This is a genomic window from Flavobacterium panacagri (assembly GCF_030378165.1).
Lineage (GTDB): Bacteria > Bacteroidota > Bacteroidia > Flavobacteriales > Flavobacteriaceae > Flavobacterium > Flavobacterium panacagri.
In genome coordinates, this window is sequence record NZ_CP119766.1 from 4720055 (window position 1) to 4743983 (window position 23929).

The window sequence follows — 23929 nt, forward strand, 5'->3', positions numbered from 1 at the left end:
TGAGGGATTGAGGCGGTATCCTTTTATGTAGCGGAGCGGAATAAAAGATATAGCCGAAAGCCCGACCCGGAGGGACACGCCCAAATTATTTTTTTTAATTCTAAACTTTATTATACCTACAAGGTTTTGAAAACCTTGCAGGAACGCATATTAATAAAACAACCAGTCAATAGCTGCTTTTTCTCCTGCATCGATATATCCTACATCACGTGGTGTTATGGTTTGATCTGCGTCGATAAAACCTAAAATCAATACTTTTCCTTTTCCTAAATCTAATTTATTCTCGCCCGGCTGGAAAGTATAGGTATGAATGTTTACACGAGGCAAATCTTTTAAATTCATCGCACTTGCTAGAATTACTTCGGCTTGACCGTGCGCATTTCCTGCCGCATCTGTTTCTAAACTTGGCGGTAATAAAAATCTCTTTTGATCTGAATTGAAATAACCAACTACCAATTTAACCGCTTTTGTGTTTCTAAACTTCAAATGGGTTCCTTTTTCGTTTTGATCGTTTTCTACAAATGAGAATCCTCTTAGGTTTTGAAGTTCAGGAGCAACTTTAGTCAACTCAGAAATATCTGTTCCATACACTTTTGTTCCAGTTTTTACTAAATAAGTTCCCGGTTTTTCATCGATGAAAGTTACTTCTGCCGTTTTCCAAGGTTTTCCTTCTTTGGTTTCTATTTTACCATCTTTTGATGCTTTTAGCTTTTCTAGATTTCTTTTAAAATTCGCTAATTCACGCTCGTAATGCGGTAACAATTCTGCCCAAGTTTTGTTGTTTCCGTCGTCACCTCCAATTGGGATTCGGCGTTGCGCTGTTTGCATACTGTTGGCATAGTAATAGGTATCTTTTGTTAGTTTTACCAACAATTCGTAATACTCAATACTTTTCTCTAAATGAGGCATTGCCTTGTCTAAATCAGCAATATCATTGGAATAACTGTATCTTAAAACCAATAAAGCGGCTTTTACTTTTTCTGAGAAGAAATCGGCGAAAGCCTTATACGCATGCATATCATTTTTAAGACGTGCAAATTCTTCTTTATCTTTGGTTACGCTGGCTTCGGCTTTGTCGATGGCTTCAACCGCTAATCTTCCGTGTTCTGTAATTTCAGCAATAATCTGAGTTGGAAGTTCGCCCGAATGCGGTTCTTTGTTCCATTCTTTTTTAGCATATTCTAAAAGTAATTCACCTGCAGGCCCGCAAGATTCGTGGAATCCCGGATATACTCTCCATTTGGACGGATTGACCAACTGACTTTCAAACATTCCCAACAATAAAGTCTGACGGTTTCCTTCTGTGATTCCAAAACGTCTTAATGTTTTTGGTGCAATTTCTCCCGTTTCTTCGTAAGCTTTTAAAATATTGTTGGCTGCCTCTTGACTCGTTCCATATTTCGCCGCTAAATCATTATCCCAAAATTTAACTTCTTCGTTACGGTCTCTTTTGCTATCCCAAGCATATCTTGCCCAAGCTTTATACCAAATCCAGTCACGATCCATTTCTAATAAACGCTCGCCACTTTTTGTTTTATCTGCTGAATAGGGCCAATCCCAATATGATGCTTGCGGATATAAGTGTAAAGCATTTGCGCCGTGAACGCTGTGCATCGCTTTTACCGTTTTCTGAATAAAATCTGGCGAACCATATCTGAAAGGTTCTAGATTTGCCAAAATATGAACGTTCTCAATATGAATTGATTTTAAAGCACTTAATTGTTTATGCGTTTCTCCCCAAGGACCGCCCGGCGTATAAGTCGTTAACGATTCTCCTGTATATTTACTTTCTGTATATAAGTTTTTATATAATGGAAGTGATTTTTCCATTACCAAAGGCCCGTCTGTATCGTGAGAACGTAAAATAATCGGTGGTTCTTCTGTTTTTCCTAGTGCCTGTAAACCATCACGAACACCTGGGATAATCGTTTTGGTAAACCATTCTACATCATCATCAACGGTATTGATTGCTTCTCCCAAGCAAACCATTAAGCCAACGTTTGGATATTTTTCGATAAAAGCGGCAATAGATTTTCTGGTATAATCTGACAATAAAGGTGTAATTGGTCTTGAACGATCCTGAGTTTTGATATTAAAATGCTCTGCAAAAGGCTTAGAAACAATAATATTGTAAAACATCTGAATTACCCAGATTCCTCTTTTATTCGCTTCAACGGTTAAGAATTTATAAATTTCTTCGTTCTTTTTGAAATCTTCGTCGCTGACTTCAACCGCAAAAGGATATTCTTTTAATTTTACTAAAGAAGCAAAAGGATGACCGTTCCATAAATACAAAGAATTCATACGGTTTTCTACCAGCATATCTAAGTATTTTATCCATAAAGCTTTATCATAAAACCACGGAAAAGTTTCTGGTGTATATGGATATTCGTAAACGTCACGTCCTGGAAGATAAACTGGTTTCTGCATTCCGATGCAGGCTCCTCTTAAAACCATTTCCGGGCTATCATCAATATTAATTTCTGAAGGAAGCTGACCTGAATTTTTAATACGATCTGCTAATTCTAATGCGCCGTACAAAGTTCCCGAAGCATCTGTTCCTTCAATATAAATTACATTATTTTGAGTACGAATCTGAAAGCCTTCTTTTTTCGATAATTTGCTGTCGTCGATTTTAGCGCTTTTGGCATTCTGTTTCCAGAAATCAGTTCCTTTTTCTCCAATTACAATTACTTTATCTTTTGATTTTTTGAATTTAGCTGAAGATGTTACGCTGAATCCTTTTACTGAAAGAGTTTCTGATAATTTATCTGCTCCAAATTTTGCTCTTGGCGAACTTGGATCATTAACAACAGTAATGTTCTGCGCTGTCGCGAAAGAGATGTTAAGACATAAAAAAAGTAATTGTAAATATTTCATGGTATGCTGTTTTTGTATCTGATGAACATCCTGCAAGGTTTACGAAACCTTGAAGGTTTATTCATGAATTTTATAAAATACCTACAAGGTTTCGTAAACCTTGCAGGAAAACGTAAAATTAATCTTGAAAAATCTTCTTCAAATAAGCCACATTTGCTCCGTAATTGGCTTTTACATTATGCACTTGTGTTACGTCACGAGAACGTTCTACAATAAGCCATCCGCTCCATTTCATTTCATCTAATGTCTCTTTGATTTTTGGCATATCAATCGCTTTGTCATTTTCCAACCAGAACTGATCGGTATTCGAAGCATGAATCTGAGCTAAATAATTCTTTCCTAAGATTTTCAATTCTGATGAAATGTCTCTGCCATTATCAACTGCATTGGCAAAATTGAAAGAACTTTTAATGTATTTTGAACCGACTTCATCCAAAAGTTTTTTCTCTTCTGTGGCACTTAAGGAAGTTTCGATTGCGATAACTCCTCCTATTTTCCTCACTTCTTTTCCTGCCCATTGAAGTCTTTTAATTACTTCTGGACGTAACTCCGGATTTTTAACTAAATCGGTTTGCGTTCCTAATGGAAGATAAGCCACTTTTACTTTCATGTTTTTCATGGCCTGAATGCAATCCGTAATCATGGGTGTGATTTCTCTTGTAGCAAAAGACTGGGCATAAAATCCAGACATCGCAATCGAACTTATTCCGACACCAGTTTCTTTCGATTTATCAAGGAATTTTTGTCTTTCTACAGGATCACCTAGTTTGCTGTCGAAAGTTGGGCGGTTTCCTAAACCTCCCATATCCAGTTCGATTCCATCCGCTTTTATTTCCGCTGCTAAAGCAAAAGAACCTAATTTCTGTCTTTTTAAAATCATCCAATCGCAAACCGCAACTTTATATTTTTGCTTTTTGTTGGATGACTGAGCCGTTGCACAGCTGTTGAATGTTGTGGACATCACAACAAGCATTGCAATAAATAAATTTCTTTTAGATTTCATGCTTATATATTTTTTGCCACAGATTATAAAGATTAAATGGATTAAAAAAAATCTGCGCTATCTGCTAAATCTGCGGGAAATTTTTTTACTCTCGCAGATTTTGGAGATTAATTAGAAAAAATCATTTTAATCTGTGGCTTTATATTTTTTTGCCACTAATTGCACCAATTTTCACGAATTATTATTTTAAAAAATTTGTGGAAATTAGTGAAATTCGTGGCGAACTTTATTTTACTCTTCTTCCGCTTTTACTGCTGTAACTACTTTTCCTTCGTCACCCGGCCAGATTCCTTTTTTGATTGGAAGTGCCACCAACTTACTTGGATCAACTTTTACATATTTCAGTTTTTCTCTTCTCCAGGTGTACACGATATGCACCATTCCGTCTGAACTTTGAATCATTGAAGGATAAGAATACTGGCTGATTTTTGAATCTTCTAAAACCAAAGCAGCGTTCCAGTGAATACCGTCTTTAGAAACCGAAACGTTTAAAGGTGTTCTTGGTCCTTTTGCTTCTTTTCCAGGAGGCAAAACGTGATTATAAACCAGTAAATGTCTGCCGTCTTTAAGAGTTACAGCATCTGTTCCTGAATTGTTATTTGGAAGTCCGATTAACTCTACATCCGACCAAGTTTTTCCGTTATCTTTTGAGAATGTGCTAAAAATTGCTCTATTTCTAGTTCTTCCAATAGCCTGAATACTTCCATCTTTGTGAAATAAAATACTTGGCTGAATTGCATTGATTTTTTGTTTTCCTCTTGGAAGTGTGTCGCCCATTACCCAAGTTTTTCCGAAATCTGGGGTAGATTCCATACGAAGTCTCCAGCCGTCGCCTTCGATACTTGACGGACATAATAAAGTTCCGTTGCTTAATAAAACTGGTTTATTTTTGATTGGCCCTAAGAAACCGTCTGGCATTTTTTGAGCCTCAGACCAAGTTTTTCCGCCATCAGATGAAGTTCTGATTACGCCCCACCATTCAGATGGTTTTGGTCCTATTTTGTAGAATAACATTAAATCGCCTCCTGGAATTTGATATAAAACTGGGTTCCAAGTCGGTAATCTCGGCCCTTCTTTCATAACACCGTCGGCAACTTTTACGCCTTCGTTCCAAGTGTCGCTTCCTTTTGGTTTAGTGGCTACGTAGATACAAACATCAGGATTTCTTTCGTGCGTTCCGCCGAACCAAGAAGCAACTAAATCACCATTTGTAGCTTCGACAATTGTAACGGCGTGGCAAGACGGATAAGGCGCTTTATCATAAATAAACTGATCTACTAAAATTCCTTCTTTCCATGTCTTTTTCTCTAAAGCCGATTTACAGCTTCCTAAAAGGAAAAGTCCAAACAAGACAAATGCTAATTTTGTTATCTTCATTCTTAATTAAATTATGAATTATTTTTTCTGACTATAAATACATACCCAACATTTTTTTAGGTAAAAATATTTAATAAGTGTAAAAATAACACCAAAAAATTAACAATGCATCCTGTACTGTCCCGAATTATTAAAAATGCAGATTATTTAACGTTTATCGTAAAATTTCCTGACGAAAGTGTCACAACTGTTTGATTTTTTTCTACTGAATGAACATAAGAAGTCTTATCTAACTTTTGTTTATTGATTAAAACAGCTGAAGCATCACTTACAGGAAGATACACAATTGCAGAAGTATTTGCTGGAATGGCAATATTCCAAACCAACCCTTTTTTATCTTTTTTCCAGTCACTTTTAATTGTTCCGTAAACCGATTCGTAAGAAGCATTTACATAAGTCAATCCAGCATTAAAATCAGGTTTCATGATAATTTGTTTGAAACCCGGAGTTTCAGGATTGCTCTTGATTCCAGCCATATTTTCGTAATACCAAATCAGTAAATCGCCTAATAGCATCACGTGGTTCTGCGAATTCATTGCAGGATCCGCCGTGTTTCCGTTCCAAAGTTCCCAGATTGTTGTAGCGCCATTTTCGACCATATAACCCCAGCTTGGATAGGTTTTATTTGATGCCAGTTTGAAAGCCAAATCACCACGACCAAAATTGGTTAATGTTCGCATTAAAAATTGTGTTCCGATAACTCCAGTGCTTACGTGACTGTTTTTTGTCACTTCCACTTCATGTACCAGATTTTCAAATACTTTTTGCTGTAATTCTTCCTGAACCATTCCGAAAGTTAAAGGCAGTAAATTAGCTGTTACCGTATTGTTGGCGTAATTATTTTTTGATACATTAAAATATTTAGCATTGAATGCTTTTTTGATTCTTGAAGCCACATCATCATAATGTTTAATATCATTTTGAGCATTGGCAATCACAGCAAACTTTTTCATGATGTTTAAAAGCTGATAATAAAACGCACTCGAAATCAATTCCCCATCTGTTAAACGAGAAGGATCTTTGGAACGGATTAATTCTAACGATTCTGGCGGAACACACCAATCGCCGTATTTATCTTTAGTCATAATATTATCAACCAAATAGTTTTCTTCCATATAATCCATCCACTTTTTCATGTATGGATATTGTTTTTCGACCACTTTTGCATCTCCAAATTGCTGATACAGCATATCGGCAACCGTGATATAAGTTCCAGGCCAGGTCACATTATCTCCGTAATAACGCCAGAAAGCTGGTGCTACATCCGGAATTCCACCATCGATAGTCTGTGAGTTTTTAATATCATCTAACCATTTTGCGTACAAAGTTTGATTGTCGAATAAAAAGCTTTCTCCGTAAGCTCCAGTAGTTCTGTCTCCCAACCAAGGCTGGCGCTCGTTTCTTTGCGGACAATCAATCGGCATTCCTTTATAATTACCGCTGATTCCCCACCAGGCATTCTTAAAAATCTGATTCATAATTGGGTTCGAAGAATCGAAAGTTCCCGTAGTCTGAATATCATCATAAACCACTTTTCCAACAAAATTTTCTAAAGCTGGCTTGGTTTTAAATCCAGAAATCTCTACAAATCGAAATCCGTGATAAACAAAACGTGGCTCCCAAACTTCTTCGCCCTCGCCTTTCAATGTATAAACATCAGTCGTTTTCGCATCACGGAGATTCGCAATGTATAAAGAACCATCTGATTGTAATGATTCGGCAAACTTCATCGTGATTTTATCGCCTGCATTTCCTTTCACTTTCAGTTGAAGCCAGCCCACCATATTTTGTCCCATATCCAAGATATAAGTTCCTTTTGATGTTTGTTTGATTGAAATTGGTTTTACTTCACGTTTTACCTTCATATTCGCCGACATCTGACCTTCGTAGAATCCGCCTGGTTCCTGAACGTATCTGGTATTTATCCAGTTTTTATCGTCAAAATTAACCGTGTTCCAGCCTTTCATTTCTTTGCGGGCATCGTATTCTTCGCCGTCGTATTCATTGTTAGCCAAAATCGGGCCGTCGGTTGTGATTTTCCATGTATCATCTGTTCTGATAACGTCTTTGCTTCCATCGGTATATTCTACAAATAATTGCAGAGCCATTTTCGGCAAACCAAATGACTTGATTTTATAAGGTTTATAATCTTGACGCATGGCAAAAAAACGTCCGTTCCCTAAAATTGTTCCCAGCATATTTTTACCTTCTTTCAATTGCGAAGTCACATCAAAAACATTGTATTTTATATTTTTGGTATAGTCCGTAGGAACGGGTGCCAAAACCTGGTCACCAATTTTATTCCCATTAATGTACAACTCGTACAAGCCCATTCCCATGATATAGACTTTTGCGCTTTTGACTTGTTTTTTCAGGTTGATTTCTTTTCGCAGATAACGCGCTGACAATTTTGAATACTGCGAAATGCTGTCATCTTTCGACAATTTTTCATAACCAATCCAGCGTGTCGATTTCCAATCTGCATAAGTTAAAATTCCGATACTGAAATGTGCGGTTTCTTTTGATTGAACTTCGCCTTTATTGGTAAAAACCGTTACTTTCCAATAAACGTCTTGTCGGTCTTTTAGTTTTTTTCCGTTATAAATCACGTTCACAGAAGCGTCGCTTTGTACTTTCCCGCTATCCCATAAATCTCCGTTTCCTGCATTTAATTTCTCTAAACTTGAGGAAGCTGTAATTTGATAGGCCGTTTGTTTTACATCATTTATGTCTGCTTTTATTTTCCAGCTTAATCTTGGCTGTAAAACATCAATTCCTTCTGGATTCGTTAGCATTTCGCATTTTAAATCACTTACACTGATTTTGGTTTGGGCTTTCGCCGAAAATGTAAAAAGTGAAATGATTAAGGTAAGATGTAAAAAAAAGTTTTTCATGATTTTATTTTAAGCTTTTGGCTTTATTTTTTTGTTTCTCGCAGATTTGGCAGATTGAGGAGATTACTTTTCTCTATTTAAAATCTCCTAAATCTGCGAGAAGAAATTATGCTACTTTTTGTCATTTATGATAAACTAAAACTTATTAATTATGGATTTATAAATCGTCTTAATTTATCAAGTGTACTTAAGCTTTCAAAAGTAATTTTATATTGTTCTAACAATTTACTTGCTTTCCAGCGCATTTTCCATTCTGGATCTTTCAGCTTTTGTCGTAGCTTCGAAACTATAGTCAAATTACTTTTTAAAACTTCTTCATCAATCCAATCTTGAAGAAATTCCAAAGCCTTTAAACGGGTTTCTAAATCCTTATGATCTAATCCTTTTAGCAATGTCTGTCTAACTTGTCCCGCATTATACGAACTTATATCTTCTACTAAAATCTCATATAAAACTGGAGTTAGTTCTTTTATTTTATTCTGATTTAACGCAATCTGAAAAACTCTGCTAAACTCATCAGAAAGAAAATCTGCCCACTTATCAATATCTTCATCTTCACTCAGCGAATAATAAACAAAACTGACCTTATCAGGCTGTGTAAAGAGTTGATTTTCACAAAAACGTTTTATTCCATCTAAATCTTTCACAGCTAATTTCTGAACATCTTGTATTGCTTCTTCAGAATCCTCATGTTCAAGGTCATAATATTGTTCTAAAGTGATGATTTGGTCAAAATCATGTATAGGTTCGTAAACAATTTTATTCTCGCTCATAGTGCTTGGTGTAAACTTTGGAGTATATTTTTTTATAAGTTCCTTAATTTCATTTTCAGACACATCATAATCATCTATTTTTATTTCTATCGTTTTCTGCTTATAAACAAAAGTGAGGTAAAACTCTTTATAGGACAAATTGTACTTTGCCGTGTGTTCTGTTTTGGCAATAACTCTTGGAAATATAATATCTTTCCATTCATAAAAAATCTCATTAAGTTCTAATCCTTCCTGTGAGAATATTATTTTTTTATGAAAATTAAAAAGAGTCATTACCGCCTTTTTTCCATAAACGATGATAAACAAAACAGCAACAATTGGTAAAACCAAATCACCAAATTTAAATCTAATCTTTTCAATATTTATGAGTGATAAAAAGTAAATCCCTAAAACCACAAATACCATATTCCATGCAATATGAAATACACCGCCTTTGATTGAATAATTTAATACTGTTTTCTCCAAATTTTATTCTAAACTAAATCAACTTTATCGGTTTAAAATTATTCAGAAACTAACTTCTCCAATTTCTCAGAAACCGCAATTTCCTTCCCGTTTTTAAAGATTCTAAACCCTTTTCCTTTATTATATTTTTCTCCTGTTTTATCCCAAAGAATGGTAATAATATTTCCATGATATAAAACATTGTCCAGACAAAACCAATCCCATTTTTCTTGTGGAATCAACGGATTTACTTCAATCTTTTCATCTGCTCTCGGACGTAAACCTACCAATCCCGTAATCACTAAATCATTGAAAGTCGAATGATTATAATAACGGCTTCTTTCTCTATCGCCCATTAACCAATAACCCGTTGTTTCGTCTAAATACTCACCAAGATAAGGTTTTCCTCTGTAATACTGCGACTGAACGTACAATTCCATCTGTTTGAAATAATCAGGTTTTGCTACAAAATTCTGATTGTAATTATTCAAAACATTCGCCAAGGCCGTTAAAGTCTGCGAACTTGCAAATGGCCAAATAGCACCGTCCCATTCGCAGGTTCCTGTTCCGTGCGTTCTAAATCTCGGACTTCTTCTTTCTGCCGTTGTTAAACCAAACGGAGCCGAAAATCCTTTTTCGTCTTTAATCTGTTCCCAAGCTTTTTCAAAACCTTTATTTTGCTCAGGCAGATTAAAATACCACGGAATAAATCCGATTGCTTCTCGAACTTGCGCTAAAGTATCTTTTTCTGTTAAAGTTTCAAAGAACTCACTTTTCTGATTCCATAATTTCGTTTCTACTAATTTTTGCAGAACATCCGCTTTTGCTTTGAATTTTGCTTCTGCTTCTTTATCGCCTTTCATTTCAGCCATTTTAGAAATCGCTACAGCATTTCCGTACATATAACTGTTAATCGTTGGTCTTGCATTTTGCACTTTTCGTCCGCCACTTAAGGATTCTTCCATTCCGTCTTTTACATCATGTTGCCAAAATAAACCGTCTTTGCGCTGACGGTCTTTTTCCCAAACAGCATAATCGGTAACCATGTCCGGATACAAATCCAATAAGAATTTTTCATCCTTATTTACCAAATAACGATTGTACAAAGCATCGGCTGTCCAACTGCTGAATTTGTACAATTTGTTCATTGGCTTTCCATCATTTCCTCTATACCAAAGTTTCACATCCTGCTCAATGTATTTCGAATCATGAACCCATCTGAATTCGTTGATATGATGTCCTAAAGCACAGCTAATCATATTGTATTTATCAGCATACGACCGATCAACTAAAAACTCTGTGATCGCAAATCCTTGTGGTGTATTTTTGATATGTTTACGAACACTCCACCATCTGAAATAATAAATTTCCTCAAAATTCTGCTGTGGACATTCAAACAACGGAATATTCTTTTCCATCCAAGTCCAAGCACTATCATTCGGAATCGCAAATTTTAAATTTTCATCCTCCATCGTGTTGAAATAATCAACATAATGTTTGAAATTTTCTTCTTTTAAAATAACCGATTTTCCCTTTTGAGAATGCCCCGCACCCGATTTACAACCACTGTTTACACAAGCGATTACTATTGAAAGTGCTATTATTTTATGTTTGAAATGTTGTAACATATTCTAATTATTATTTTAAAACTAATTCTTTGGGCATTTTCGCCGCGGCGAATCGTGCTGTCCGTTCCCGCTTTTTTTGTTCGGCTGAAAAAGCCTTACAAAAAAGAGCTCCACTTCCATCACTCACGCAAGAGACCTTTACGTTTTACCACTCTTTCAAGGTTTACTACTCCTGCAAGGTTTTCAAAACCTTGTAGGCGTCACTCGCAAACTTTAATGATTTATACCTACAAGGTTTTGAAAACCTTGCAGGAAACGTATCGAGACCTGACAGGTTTAATTCATTATTTTAATTCCCTGTAAAAGTATAAGTCTGCCCTGCTTTCATATTCACATCGTAAATATTGTAATTTGGCAATTGTACTTTAGGCAATTTTGCTTCATTAGAAATAATCGGTTTCTTCACTTCCATATCATAAAACAACGGATTTGAATTTTTCCCTTTTGCTTTTTTGATTGAAGAACCTTTTAAAGTGTTCTCAACTTTCAATCGGCAGTTTCCTCCAATTTTCGAATAGATTTTCAACTCCGAAACTTTATTGTTCTTCCAGGTCATATCGATTACAAAACTACCTCTGGCAACCAAACCTTTAATGCTTCCGTCTTTCCAAACCGTTGGTAAAGCAGGGAGTAAATGAATAACATCTTCCTGACTCTGCATCAGCATTTCAGCAAAACCGGCTGTGCATCCAAAGTTACCATCAATTTGAAAAGGCTGATGTGCATCTAACATATTGGGATACGTTCCTCCGCCTTTTCTTTGATCTGCTGTTACCAAATGCAATTGATCCTGAATCAATTTATAAGCGTGATTTCCGTCTAATAATCTCGCCCACAAATTCACTTTCCATCCCATTGACCAGCCTGTAGATTCGTCTGTTCTGTAAATTAAGGATTGTTTTGCTGCTTCAAATAATTCAGGTGTTTTTATCGGCGAAATCTGATTGCTTGGATACAATCCGTACAAATGTGAAACGTGTCTGTGATTGTCTTTCGGATTGTCCCAATCGTCTTGCCATTCTTGCAGCTGACTGTGTTTTCCCACTTTCATTGGAGGCATTTTTGCTAAAGCATCACTTACTTTTTTCACATAAGCAGCATCCGGAGAAACCAAAGCAGAAGCTTCGATAACATGCGTAAACAAATCAAAAACCAGCTGATTATCCATTGTCGTTCCCGATGCAATTGTTGCTTTTCCTGTTCCGCCTGCATGTGTGTTTTCAGGCGAACTTGACGGCACCACTACTAAATATTTTGTATTAGGGTCAATAACCATAAAATCTAAAAAGAAATCGGCAGCGCCTTTCATGATTGGATAAATTTCTGCTAAATATTTTTTATCGCCTGTATATAAATATCTTTCCCATAAATCCTGACAAACCCAAGCACCGCCAGTCGGCCACATTCCCGAAGCAGCTGAATCTACCGGAGCGGTAACACGCCAAATATCTGTATTATGATGTAAAACCCAACCGCTGGCATTGTACATCGTTTTGGCTGTTTCTGCACCAGTTACAGCCAACTCTTTTGCCATTTGCACAAAAGGTTCGTGCATTTCCTGAAGATTGGTTACTTGTGCCGGCCAGTAATTCATTTCGGCATTGATGTTTGTCGTGTATTTACTGTCCCAAGGCGGCGTCACCATATCATTCCAAATTCCTTGTAGATTGGCTGGCTGTCCGCCTGGCTGTGAACTCGAAATTAAAAGATAACGTCCGAATTGGAAATACAAACTCGCTAATTGTGGGTCAAATTGTTTCGAGAAATCTCTGATTCTTTCGTTTGTTGGATTCTTAACCAAATCATTCGAACCTAAATTTAAAGAAACTCTGTTGAAGAATTTTTGGTAATAATCAACATGGGCTTTCTTTATGGTTTCAAAATCTTTGGTTTCCGCTTTCGCTAAATAGTCTTTGCCTTTTACAATTTCATCTCCCGAAATATCCTGATAGTTTTTGAAGTTGGTTGCAATCGAAATGTATAAAGTTACTTCATCGGCTTTATTAATACTTAAAACGCCATTGCTGGCATCGATTTGCCCGCCTTTGTTTTTAGCTGTTAATCTTCCCTGAAATTTTACTTTTCCTTTTACGCCTTCAAAGTTAGTTCCAACTCCCGAAAGTATAATCTGGTTTCCATCAGTCGAAGCAACCGTTTTATCAATCGGACTGTTCATGAAAACATTACACGTAATCTGCCCTGGCTGACTTGCAGAAAGTTTTACTACAATTACCTGATCTGAAAATGCGGTTAGAATTTCTCTTGTAAATTCAACACCGTTTACTTTGTATTTTACTTTTGCCGTAGCATTGCTGATATCTAAATCACGATAATAATCCGTATATTTTTGATGTCCTGCGAATGAAATATAAACACTGCCAAAAGTCTGATACGGCATTCCGTCATTGGTTTGCGACATAATATCCTGTGTCGCTAAATCCTGTGCTTCATCAAATTTTCCGTCAAAAATTAACTGACGGACAATCGGAAGTGCTTTTATAGATTTAGTATGTGCATTGCTGTTTGGAGAACCTGCCCAGATTGTTTCTTCGTTCAATTGTAAACGCTCGACTGCTGGGTCGCCAAAAACCATTGCACCTAAACGTCCGTTACCTAAAGGCAATGCTTCGTTCCAGATTGAGGCTGGTTTATCGTACCAAAGTTTTAGGTCGCTGTTGCTTTGCGCTGTTGTAGCGAAGGAAACAATTCCGAAACAGAGGACTGTAATTTTATTTCTTAAATTCATATTTTATACTTTTTAGGCAAAGCCCGAATTGTTTTTTTTAACCGCAAATTGCACAAATTATCACAAATTCATTTGTTTTGAAATTTTACGAATCCTGCAAGGTTTACAAAACCTTGTAGGTATTATTTCTAATCAAAACCCAAATGTTCTTGAGTTACAAGAGCGCGTGAGGGATAGAAGCTGGCTACCAAAGTAGCGCGGATAGCCCGACCCGATTTGGGAAAGGGGGCGAAATGAGCGGTTACAAAATTGCCCCCTTTTTCAAATTGGGGCACGCCCAAATATCATTTATTAACTTCATATTTTTTTTTCAGCCACGAATTCACGAATTTACTCTAACTATTCTTTGCACTTTATTTCTCTAATTTCTATCGAAAAAGTTAATCCGATTAATTTTTAAAGTAAAAATTGCGCGTCGTTTATAAAAAATAAATTCGTGAATTCGTGGCTATCACTTTTTAACCTCGTAAACTTTCAGATTTTTTTCTCCGAACATTTCATATAATTTGTTGATGTCTTTCAATGCATTTTTCGGTAGTTTTTCTCCTTTATCTCCAAAAACTAACAACTTTTCTTTTGGTTCAATTACACACGTCGATTCGTCGATTTCTCCCTTTTCGTTTTTTACTTTATTCAAATCTAAATTTAAATATTTCGCCATAAACGGGTACAAAGCCATACGTTTTGAGATTCCGAAATCGTGACCTTCTTTTGCAAAATGGGCATTCTCTACTAAATCTTTCTTTCCGTACAATTCATATGTTCTTTGAATAAAAGGGAATTCCAATTCTGGAACTGCCAATGTCCAGTCTTTTCCGTCAGAGACAATCAATTGCGGTTTTGGAGCCATCATCGCTGAGATTTCGGCGTTGTTTGTTCCATTTCCACATAAATGAATACCACGTCCGCTTTCGCATGGACAACCGCCTGAAAAGTGAGACGAAACCATTACAACCGGAGCTGAAACTTTCACTCTGTCATCAATCGCCGACAAAAACATGGTGTGAGATCCTCCGCCAGAACCTCCAGTAACACCAACTCTAGACATATCAGCATTTTTTACGGTTGCCAAATAATCCAATAAACGAATTCCTGTCAACAATTGGACTGTCGATGCAATACTGTTTCTATGTATTTCTTCTGGAAACTGTAATAACGATTCTCCCCACGCAAATAAATCGTAACCCACTACAATTGCACCCATTTTAGCCATCATGGCGCAACGGTACTGTTCGTCTTTTCTGTATCTTCCGTCTCCGAAATGCCCGTCAGGCGTAATAATTACAGCCGACTTTTTATTGAACGGATAGGGTTTATAAATCGATCCTGTGGCATAAACTCCGGGCATGATTTCTAAAGCAATATTTTCGACACTGTAATCTTTGTAGATTCTTTTTGGAGTTAAAAGTGGTTTAGACTTGGGCATTGGGGGTGCCTTTTCTAATCCAAATGATGCAATCATACAAGCTTTTAACTCCGCTTTGCGTTTCTCCCATTGTTCTTTCGTTGAATAAAGGCTTTCTAAATAAAACAAACGCTCTTTTCCTTTATCTACCGAAACTTTATGGTTTTCATACTTGCGAATGATGTAGGTTCCATCGGGTTGTTTAAAATACATCAATTCAAACGGCGCTAAAATATTGGTTAGCGAAAGAGGCAGATTTCCCGGTTCAATTCTCCAGTCGGCATAGTCTAGTTCTTTTCCTTTTAATAAACCTCTATCATCGTTGATTGTGACATTAAAAAGAGTTTCTATTTTCTTTAGAGTCTCTGAAACTGGTTTTCTAAAATTAGTGTCAGAAGTACTTTGTGCATTGGCAAATGTCAAAGCAAAAATGGAAACTAAGAAGATGTATTTTAAATTTTTCATTTTAATATTGTTGTGATTGGCCCACGGATGACACGGATTTACTTCGTAAAAACACGAATCAAAGCGGATCTTTTTTTATTTTTTTTGAATTGCCTCCTGCTTTAGCTGGAGGAAAATATTTTTGATTTCTACATTGGCTTTAGCCTAACTTTTTCATTTGGCTAAAGCCCTGTGACTTGTCTTGTTTTCTTAAACCTCCAGTTAAAACTGGAGGCAATTCAATTTTTGCATTTTAAAATAGAACAAAAAAATCCGTGTAAATCCGTGTTTTCGCGATAGCGAATCCGCGTCATCCGCGTTCCATTATATTGTGCATTCTATTGTATAAATTCCTGATCCTAATTCCAAAACACGCTTTTGTACTTTTTCATCAAAACCTGCTCTAACTCTTTTACCATCCATTTTTATTTCTGAATTTTTAGCAACCGGCAATTTTATTGTTGATGTTGTATTCACTGGAATCTGAACAATTAGAATAAACTTGCCGTCTTTCTTTTCCCAAGAGGAAGCGATTTTTCCGTAAACTGATTGATAATCCGCTTTCGCGAAAGTCATATCGCCAACCACTTCTGGCTGAATAAAAAAATGTTTGAAACCCGGCTTTTCAGGATCCGATTTGATTCCCGCTAAACTTTGATAAAACCATTCTTCGATTTGCCCTAGCATAAAGTGATTCCACGAATTTCCTTTTCTCGGATCCCATTGTTCTGTTAAAGTAGTCAGGCCAAATTTAATCTGAAAACCATAACCCGGCGCATCGTAATGATTGTGCATTCTGTACATGGTTTCGTTTTCGCCATTTCTTGCCAAAGTCTGAAATAAATAACGATTTCCAACATCTCCCGTTGTCAAACGATCACCTTTTTCTTTGATATCAGCTAAGAGATTTTGCATTACAGCCTCTTTGTGCTGCGGCTCTACGATATCCATAAAAATAGGAACGGCATTGCTAAACTGGCTGTTTGTTCCGTATTGTTTGGTTTCTTCGTTAAAAAATGCCGCATTGAAAGCCGATTTAATCTCAGAAGCCAAAGCATTATATTTCTCAAAATCTTCAGTTTTTCCTAATAATTTTGATGCTTTTGCCACTAAATAAGCGCCATAATAATAGTGTGAAGTCGCAGAAAGTGCAATTGGACTATTTTTAGAATATCCAGCTGGATGTATTCCATAATCGTACCAATCGCCTAATCCGTGCGAAACGATATGGTTGGTTGCTTTCGTTCCTAAATAATCAACATACTTTTTCATTAGTGGATAATATTTCTCTAATAATGAAGTATCTCCGTAATATTCATAATACATCCAAGGTAGGATTACGCCTGTTACTCCCCATTCTGGAGAATCGGTAAAATCACCACCAAAGATTACATATTCAGGAACTATTGTTGGAATTAATCCGTTATCACGCTGTGAATCAGAAATATTCTGCATCGTTGCCGGAAGAAAAGTCTGAAGATTATAATTGAACATTAAACCCGGCCCATTCAACTGAATTTCTTCCAGCCAGCCTAATTTCTCACGTTGCGGACAATCAGTAAAAACACTTTGGAAATTACTTTTTATGGAATTATTTATCAGTTCATGTGTTTTGTTGAAAATCTCATTCGAACATTCAAAACTTCCTGCTTCTCCTGCAGAATTGTAAATGAAATTCGATTTTAACTCCACTAAAGTTGGAAACTCATCATTTTTTGCTTTTTTATAATTGATGTTTTCAATTTGAACATATTGGTAACCGTAGAAACTGAATTTTGGTGTCCATTCTTCTACACCCTTGCCTTTTAAAGTGTAATCGTAATAATATGGCTTTCCAGATCTTCCTTGTGCAATTGTGCCTTCTTCATTTAACCCTTCTGCCACCCAAACACGAATCGTCTGCCCTTTTTTTCCTTTTACTTTGATGGTTGGAAATCCAGACAGATTTTGTCCCATATCAAAAACATAGAAATTCGGTTTCAGTTCTTTTTCAGTTTTAACTTCGTATTGTTTCTGAATCATAATCGGTGGCGCTGTCTGTGGTCTTAAAACTCCTTTTGGGGCTTCCTGAACCACAACTTTTTTCCAATCTCTATCTTTGAAACCTTTACGATTCCAGCCTTTTTGCTCTAAATTGGAATTGTAATCTTCTCCTCCAAAAATACTATTATAAGTAATCGGACTTTTGCTGTATTTCCAAGATCCATCAGACTTTATAATTTCTTCTGAACCATCATTATACTTTATTTTCATTTTAAAAAATAAAGTCGGCGGGCCAAAACTTACAAAGAATTTGGTATATCTTTCAGCCAATGTATTGTACATTCCGTTTCCTAACAAAACTCCAATTACATTATCTCCTTTTTCAAATTCTTTTGCACTTAGTTCGTAAACATTGTAATTAACCGTCTTATCATAATCTGTCCACAAAGGTGCAAATTGGCTGTTACCCACTTTTTTTCCGTTGATAGTCAATTCGTAATGTCCTAGACCTGAAATGTAAACTACGGCTTCTTTGACTGCTTTTTCTATTTCAAAAGGTTTACGCAACATAATACTTCTGCGTGCCAAAGAATCGGAAGCATTGATAAACGAATTCTTTTTCTCTCTGTTGAAAGTCGCTGTATGATAATTTCTTCCTTCCGGCAAATGACTGTCGGCTTTTGTAATGGCACCAATCCAAGTCGGATTTAAATCTGATTCTAATGAAGCTGTTCTGAAAGTAGCCGTTTTGCTCCATTTCGAAACTTGACCTGATTGGTTCCATACTTTTACTTTCCAGAAATATTTGGTTTCATTTTTTAATGGTTTTCCACCATAAACGATATGAAGGTTTTTATCTGAATTTACTCTTCCAGTATTCCAGATATCTCCATCGTCATTATTTAATTTTTCTTCTGATGAAGCTACCAAAATCAAATAAGCGACTTGTGAGGCATCGGATTCTTTTGAAACCAACTGCCAGCTCAATCTTGGCTGATTCTGAAATACGGCTAATGGGTTTTCTGCCATTTCTGTTGTTAGGCGTACAGGCAAAATTTGTCCTTTAGAAACTAAAGTTAATAGAAGACAAACGGCTAATAATATGCTTTTAAAAAACTTCACTTTGTATATTTTTTTTCGCCACGAATTCACGAATTTTCTCTAATTATTCTTTGTGTTTTATTTCTCTAATTTATACCGAAAGCATAATTCGATTAATTTATGACAAAAACTACGTATCGATTATAAAAATAATTCGTGAATCGTGGCTATTTTTTTTTACAACTTTTTAGTAATCAACGATTCGATATTAAATACTGCTTCTTGGATTAATTTTCCGGTTTGAGGCAGATCGTCGTAATCGTCTGTATCTGGCGCTGTGTCAGGATCTGGTGAATGTCTCTGTTCTCCCGTTCTAAACATGATTCGCTCAAAACCATCTGTTGGCGCATAAAATATCTTTGTTGATTCTTTTCCATCGTTTACTTTTATAGTGTACTGACGGTTTTTAGCATCTAATTTAACTGTGATTGTATATGCTTTGTTTGCTTCGTATTTTGTAACCGAACTCAAACGCGCACCATTTTTCACCTTTAATTCTCCATCCGAATCAAAAATCAATCTTACAGAAGGCAAACCTTGTTTATTTTGGAATTCAATCTGTAATAAACCGTGATTATTTTGCTCTGGTTTTACGGTGAAAACGGCTTCCATTTTTGAGGCAAATGGAATCACTCTTTCCGCACGGGAATAATCAAAATAATCCTGATCTCTTAATGTCAGCCATTTTTTACCATCCGCTTTCTTTTCGATTTTGGTTGATGCCCATGAAAGATCGTAGGTATTCCATAACTTTAACTCTTGTCCGTCAGGAAGATTATTAAAAACATCATTCACATTTTCGGTTACCACCGAAGTTACTGGAACAGGAATCGATGCCACCCAAATATCCTCTTTATTCATACTGTAACCTACCCAGATTTTTCCGTCTGGCGGAGTTCCGTTTTTTTCTGTAATTCCGCGAACGTATTGAGGGCCTGCTGATTTGTAGTTTCCGCCATAACGCATCGGACTTACTTCTCCGTGAACCAATAACAAATCTTTATAATTCAATCCATCATCACTTGTAGAAATCGCCAAAGGCCAACGGTATTCTGACGGATTATAAAGCGTCGCATAACGATTGTCTGATGTTTTTTGTCCCCAGATTTTAGCATTGCTGTTTACAAATCCCGGTGCTCTTAACGGCATATAATCCCAAGATTTTCCGCCGTCTCTGCTGATAGAAGTCAAAGCATGTTTCCATAAACCAACCACGTTTCCGTTTGGTAAATGATAATAACTAAACGCTTTATACGGTTTCTGTAACGGAATCAATTCATCGTCACGATCGGCTTCTTCAACCCATTGCTGTAAAACCAAAGGTTCTGATAAAATTTCTTCGCAGGCTTTTTTCAAACCTTTGTCTTTTGACGCTGTGTAAAATGGAAATTTCGACTTTGATTTGTCCCAGCTTTTATTATATCTGATGAAATAGATTTCGCCAAAACTACCGTCTTTTTTGATTTCACGGATTACACGTCCAATTCCTTTTCCATCATTTGGGTCGTCTTTTTCATCCATAGCGATTCCGTAATACGCTAAAGCAAAAAGTCTATTGTCTTTTGAGGTATAAAAGCCCATTCTTTGGTGCATAATTGCATCCAGATTTTTGGCAACGCCTTCAACGCCTTCTTTTTTCCATCCGTCTGGAATTCTATAAATAGGAAAAATTACTTCTGGTTTTGTCCATGTTACGCCGTCTTTAGAAGTCATTAATAAAGTCTGGCTTGGTGGAATATGTTCGCCCGAGGGATCGCTTAAATAATGCAGATAAAAAGTATTGTTCCAATACGCCATCATCGGCTGGTGATTGTATGTCCATCCAAAACCATCTGCTTTTTCTGGATGTTCACGGCTTGCACGCATGATTTGTGTGGCGTGAACTCCAACCGCTGGACTCAACTGTCCGTGATGGTAATCGATGTTTGAAAGTGTTTTACCAACATACCGCACAGTATCGTTCTGCGCATTTACAGCCGTGCAAGCCAAAAGAATTGTAGCTGTAATGATGTTGGTTTTTATGTTTTGGAAAGTAATCATTTTATATTTTTTTGTTTCACGCAGATTCCGCAGATTTTAGCTGATTTTTTTATTTTATTTTCTCTAAAATAAAATCTGCTTGATCTGCTTAAATCATTTTAAATCTGCGTGAAATTTTTCTAACCATTTCTTTTATCTGCTTGATCTGCAAAATCTGCGGGAAAAAATTTTACTCTCGCAGATTTGGCAGATTTAGCTGATTTTTATTTTCTATCAATTAATCCTTTTAAAACGTCTGCAGAGATTGTTGTAATTGTTCCGTGTTTGTGTCCTTCTGGAAGGCTTATTTTGGAAGATACATCTTCAAAATGAACAAAATCTGGTGTGCTTAACGCTTTATAATTTTTTGAACCGTAATTATCATAATACAACAACCAATTTTTACCGACTTTCACTACTGTTGGTCCTTCCGATAGATATTCGGTTAAAGGTTTTGAAGGTTTTTCAAACGGCCCTAAAGGCGATTTTCCGAAAGCTACTTTTATGTTTCGCATGGGTCTTGTATTGTCTTTTAAAACCAAAACATAATCTTTTTTGCTTTTTTTGACAATCACGCAGTCAATTACACTGAAACCTGGATCGTAATATAATTTTGTATCTGAAAACGTTTTGAAATCCTTAGTCGTTACGTAATACATTCTGTGGTTGTTTTTCTCTTCTTCCACTCCTTTTGGAAATCGGAACGGAATTGTCGATGCCCAAATAACAATGTATTCTTTTTTTACATCGTCATAAAAGATTTCTGGAGCCCAGACGTTTACAACATCCGGTTCGTTTTTCATTACCGGAATGTATTGCTGTTCTGACCAATGAATCAAGTCTTTTGAACTTGCGTAGCCGAAACCGTTTCCGCCTTTCCAATCGGTTGTCCAGACCATGTGATAGGTTCCGTCTGCTCCTTTTGTGATGGACGGATCACGCATGATTTTGCTGGCTCCGATTTCTGGCTTTAAAAATGAGCCTTCTAAACCTTTCCAATTGTAACCGTCTTCGCTGTAAGCTAAATACAAACCTTCTGTTGCGGGTTCTCTAAACGATGTAAAAAGATATAAATCTTTCTTTTTCTGCGAATAACTCACAGCAAAAAGCGAAAGGGTTAGTATGATGAATATTTTTTTCATGTCTTGTTTTTTCTCCTGCAAGGTTTCCAAAACCTTGTAGGTATATTTTATGTTTAATCCAGAATCCTACTGATTGCAAAAAAGCCAGATCTTTCTCTCTAGCCCCGATCGAAGTGGAAATCCTTGTAAACTGGGGTTCAGTTTACAAGATTGCAACGAAGAGCGGGACGATGTTTCCAAAAATGCCTATTGTCTCTGCTTCTAATTCAACACCTGTTGCCAAATTATTAATACCTAACAGGTTTTAAAAACCTGTTAGGATACGACTAAAGAATTATTCTGTAATTGCTTTTTTATCTAAAGAAGCTCCTTTTTTTATTTTCGTTGTTACGTTATTTAAAACATTGTTTTTTAAGAAAATGTTTTTGGTGTCTTTTCCATCGGCTTCGATAAAAATATCGGTTGGATTGAATGGAAAATTATTGTTGATCAACGCATTTGAAACGTTATCTAATTTGATAACTGGAACTCCTTTTATGGCTGTTGAAGATCCTACGTTGTCTAAAATCACATTTTTTGAATCTGATATTTTGAAAGACGAACCAACAGTTGCATTTACTTTTACATCATGAAATTCAACATCTGTGGCTGTACTTAGGGTAAACCCTTCTTTCCCATCCATGTTGATGTTCGAGAAAGTGATGTTTTGAATGGGCATTTCAGTAATTCCAAGAATCTGTCCGGCTTTGTTTACGTTTGAAGCCGTAATGTTACTCATGTGGATGTTTCTGAAAATCGGCGTTTTCTCGGTTACAGGTTCAACCTGCGTTCCTTTATCATAGAAAAGGCTCAAGACTATGGCTTCTTCTTTGATGTTTTTCATTACGATATTATCAACACGAATATCTTCTACTACACCACCTCTTCCACGAGCCGATTTGATACGGATTCCACGATCTGTTCCATCGAAAACACAATTTGAAATGGTAATTTTTTTGATTCCGCCTGACATCTCGCTTCCAATAACGACTCCGCCGTGACCGCTAAGCATTGTGCAGTTTGTAATGGTTACATTTTCTGTTGCTTTTCCGTATTTACGTCCGTCGCCGTCTCTTCCTGATTTGATGGTAATACAATCGTCTCCAACGCTGATATGGCAGTTTGAAATACGAACATTGGTGCAAGAAGAAGGATTGATTCCGTCTGTATTTGGCGAATGCGGATTAAAAATTGAGATTCCGGTAACGGTTACATTATCACAGAATTCTGGGTTGATTGTCCAGAAAGGCGAATTTTGAAACGTAACACCTTCAATTAGAATGTTTTTGCAGTTGTATGCCTGAAAGAAAGAAGGTCGGAAAAATTTCTTGTCAACTGTCCTTTTATAATAAGGCTCTGTGTAAAGGCCTTTATTTTGCTCTTCCCACATGGTTTGGTATTTTGTCGGAGGAAGTGGTTCTTTGGCCGTTTCAATTCGGTATACCTCATTCCACCACGCTTTTCCTTGTCCGTCGATTACACCTCTTCCTGTGATGGTGATGTTTTCAACGTCTTTTGCATAAAATAAAGGCTGGAAACTTTTCATTACAATTCCTTCGTAACGCATTTCTACGTAAGGAAGAAAATCATCGAAATTTTCAGAAAATTTTAAAAGTGCTCCAGAATCTAAGTGGATTGTAATGTTGCTTTTTAATGTTAAAGCTCCGGTTAAATATTCCCCAGCAGGAAAAAAGATGGTTCCGCCACCATTTTTAGATGCTTTTTCGATTGCATTCTGAATGGCTTGTGTGCACTTTATTCCTTTGTTGTTTCCGCCTTCTTTTAGAATGTTCAGCCAGCCGTCGTTTGCGAAAGCGGTATTTAATCCGGTTATGAAGCAGAGTATTATTAGTATGTTTTTCATAGTTGTATTTTTTTCTCTCGCAGATTTGGGAGATTGTACAGATTTTTTACAGCCACTCCCAATAGCTCTCGGGATCATAGATTAAAATGATTTTTTAACTGCTTGATCTGCAAAATCTGCGAGAGCTTTATATTCTCATATTTGCTAATCTTTCTCGATTCTCGAGTGTGATTGCTTCGCCAATTCGCTATAGCTCCTACCCTCGTTACTCGGAATGATAAGATTGTGGTTACTGTATTAGACCTAA

12 protein-coding genes are annotated in these 23929 nt (G+C 36.5%); all 12 read right to left on the reverse strand.

What is annotated here, in order from left to right; genetic code table 11:
• Window positions 1-150: 150 nt before the first annotated feature.
• Window positions 151-2880 carry an alpha-d-galacturonidase gene (locus tag P2W65_RS20385; RefSeq protein ID WP_289660591.1) on the reverse strand — a complete coding sequence of 910 codons (2730 nt, stop codon included), beginning with the start codon at window positions 2878-2880 and terminating at the stop codon, window positions 151-153.
• A gap of 118 nt (window positions 2881-2998) precedes the next feature.
• The gene (locus P2W65_RS20390) at window positions 2999-3883 is read right to left on the reverse strand and encodes a sugar phosphate isomerase/epimerase family protein (protein WP_289660594.1); all 885 of its coding nucleotides are present in this window, start codon (window positions 3881-3883) and stop codon (window positions 2999-3001) included.
• Between the two features lie 231 nt (window positions 3884-4114).
• Entirely contained in the window at window positions 4115-5260 is a 1146-nt protein-coding gene (locus tag P2W65_RS20395; RefSeq protein ID WP_289660597.1) for a sialidase family protein, read from the reverse strand.
• A gap of 143 nt (window positions 5261-5403) precedes the next feature.
• Window positions 5404-8154 carry a glycoside hydrolase family 78 protein gene (locus tag P2W65_RS20400; RefSeq protein ID WP_289660600.1) on the reverse strand — a complete coding sequence of 917 codons (2751 nt, stop codon included), beginning with the start codon at window positions 8152-8154 and terminating at the stop codon, window positions 5404-5406.
• 149 nt (window positions 8155-8303) lie between these two features.
• Complete coding sequence (locus P2W65_RS20405; protein WP_289660603.1) at window positions 8304-9392, reverse strand: HEAT repeat domain-containing protein; 1089 nt, start codon at window positions 9390-9392, stop codon at window positions 8304-8306.
• Between the two features lie 38 nt (window positions 9393-9430).
• The gene (locus tag P2W65_RS20410; RefSeq protein WP_289660606.1) at window positions 9431-10999 is read right to left on the reverse strand and encodes an MGH1-like glycoside hydrolase domain-containing protein; all 1569 of its coding nucleotides are present in this window, start codon (window positions 10997-10999) and stop codon (window positions 9431-9433) included.
• 289 nt (window positions 11000-11288) lie between these two features.
• A complete protein-coding gene (locus tag P2W65_RS20415) occupies window positions 11289-13745 on the reverse strand; it encodes a glycoside hydrolase family 95 protein (protein WP_289660609.1) in 2457 nt (818 codons plus the stop codon).
• A 451-nt stretch (window positions 13746-14196) separates the two neighbouring features.
• On the reverse strand, window positions 14197-15615 hold the full coding sequence (locus tag P2W65_RS20420; protein ID WP_289660612.1) for an acetylxylan esterase: 1419 nt from the start codon (window positions 15613-15615) through the stop codon (window positions 14197-14199).
• Window positions 15616-15918: 303 nt separating this feature from the next.
• On the reverse strand, window positions 15919-18630 hold the full coding sequence (locus tag P2W65_RS20425; protein ID WP_289660615.1) for a glycoside hydrolase family 78 protein: 2712 nt from the start codon (window positions 18628-18630) through the stop codon (window positions 15919-15921).
• Between the two features lie 225 nt (window positions 18631-18855).
• Window positions 18856-20718 carry a sialidase/neuraminidase family protein gene (locus P2W65_RS20430; protein ID WP_289660618.1) on the reverse strand — a complete coding sequence of 621 codons (1863 nt, stop codon included), beginning with the start codon at window positions 20716-20718 and terminating at the stop codon, window positions 18856-18858.
• 203 nt (window positions 20719-20921) lie between these two features.
• Window positions 20922-21839: a glycoside hydrolase family 43 protein gene (locus P2W65_RS20435; RefSeq protein ID WP_289660622.1), complete on the reverse strand. Its 918-nt coding sequence runs from the start codon at window positions 21837-21839 to the stop codon at window positions 20922-20924.
• A 274-nt stretch (window positions 21840-22113) separates the two neighbouring features.
• Window positions 22114-23682 (reverse strand): glycoside hydrolase family 28 protein, encoded by a 1569-nt coding sequence (locus tag P2W65_RS20440; RefSeq protein WP_289660625.1) that lies wholly within the window; start codon window positions 23680-23682, stop codon window positions 22114-22116.
• Window positions 23683-23929: the final 247 nt, after the last annotated feature.

Coding starts and splice junctions, on each gene's coding strand:
- P2W65_RS20385 (WP_289660591.1), bottom strand. CDS start 2,880: ATGAAATATTTACAATTACTTTTTTTATGTCTTAACATCTCTTTCGCG.
- P2W65_RS20390 (WP_289660594.1), bottom strand. CDS start 3,883: ATGAAATCTAAAAGAAATTTATTTATTGCAATGCTTGTTGTGATGTCC.
- P2W65_RS20395 (WP_289660597.1), bottom strand. CDS start 5,260: ATGAAGATAACAAAATTAGCATTTGTCTTGTTTGGACTTTTCCTTTTA.
- P2W65_RS20400 (WP_289660600.1), bottom strand. CDS start 8,154: ATGAAAAACTTTTTTTTACATCTTACCTTAATCATTTCACTTTTTACA.
- P2W65_RS20410 (WP_289660606.1), bottom strand. CDS start 10,999: ATGTTACAACATTTCAAACATAAAATAATAGCACTTTCAATAGTAATC.
- P2W65_RS20415 (WP_289660609.1), bottom strand. CDS start 13,745: ATGAATTTAAGAAATAAAATTACAGTCCTCTGTTTCGGAATTGTTTCC.
- P2W65_RS20420 (WP_289660612.1), bottom strand. CDS start 15,615: ATGAAAAATTTAAAATACATCTTCTTAGTTTCCATTTTTGCTTTGACA.
- P2W65_RS20430 (WP_289660618.1), bottom strand. CDS start 20,718: ATGATTACTTTCCAAAACATAAAAACCAACATCATTACAGCTACAATT.
- P2W65_RS20435 (WP_289660622.1), bottom strand. CDS start 21,839: ATGAAAAAAATATTCATCATACTAACCCTTTCGCTTTTTGCTGTGAGT.
- P2W65_RS20440 (WP_289660625.1), bottom strand. CDS start 23,682: ATGAAAAACATACTAATAATACTCTGCTTCATAACCGGATTAAATACC.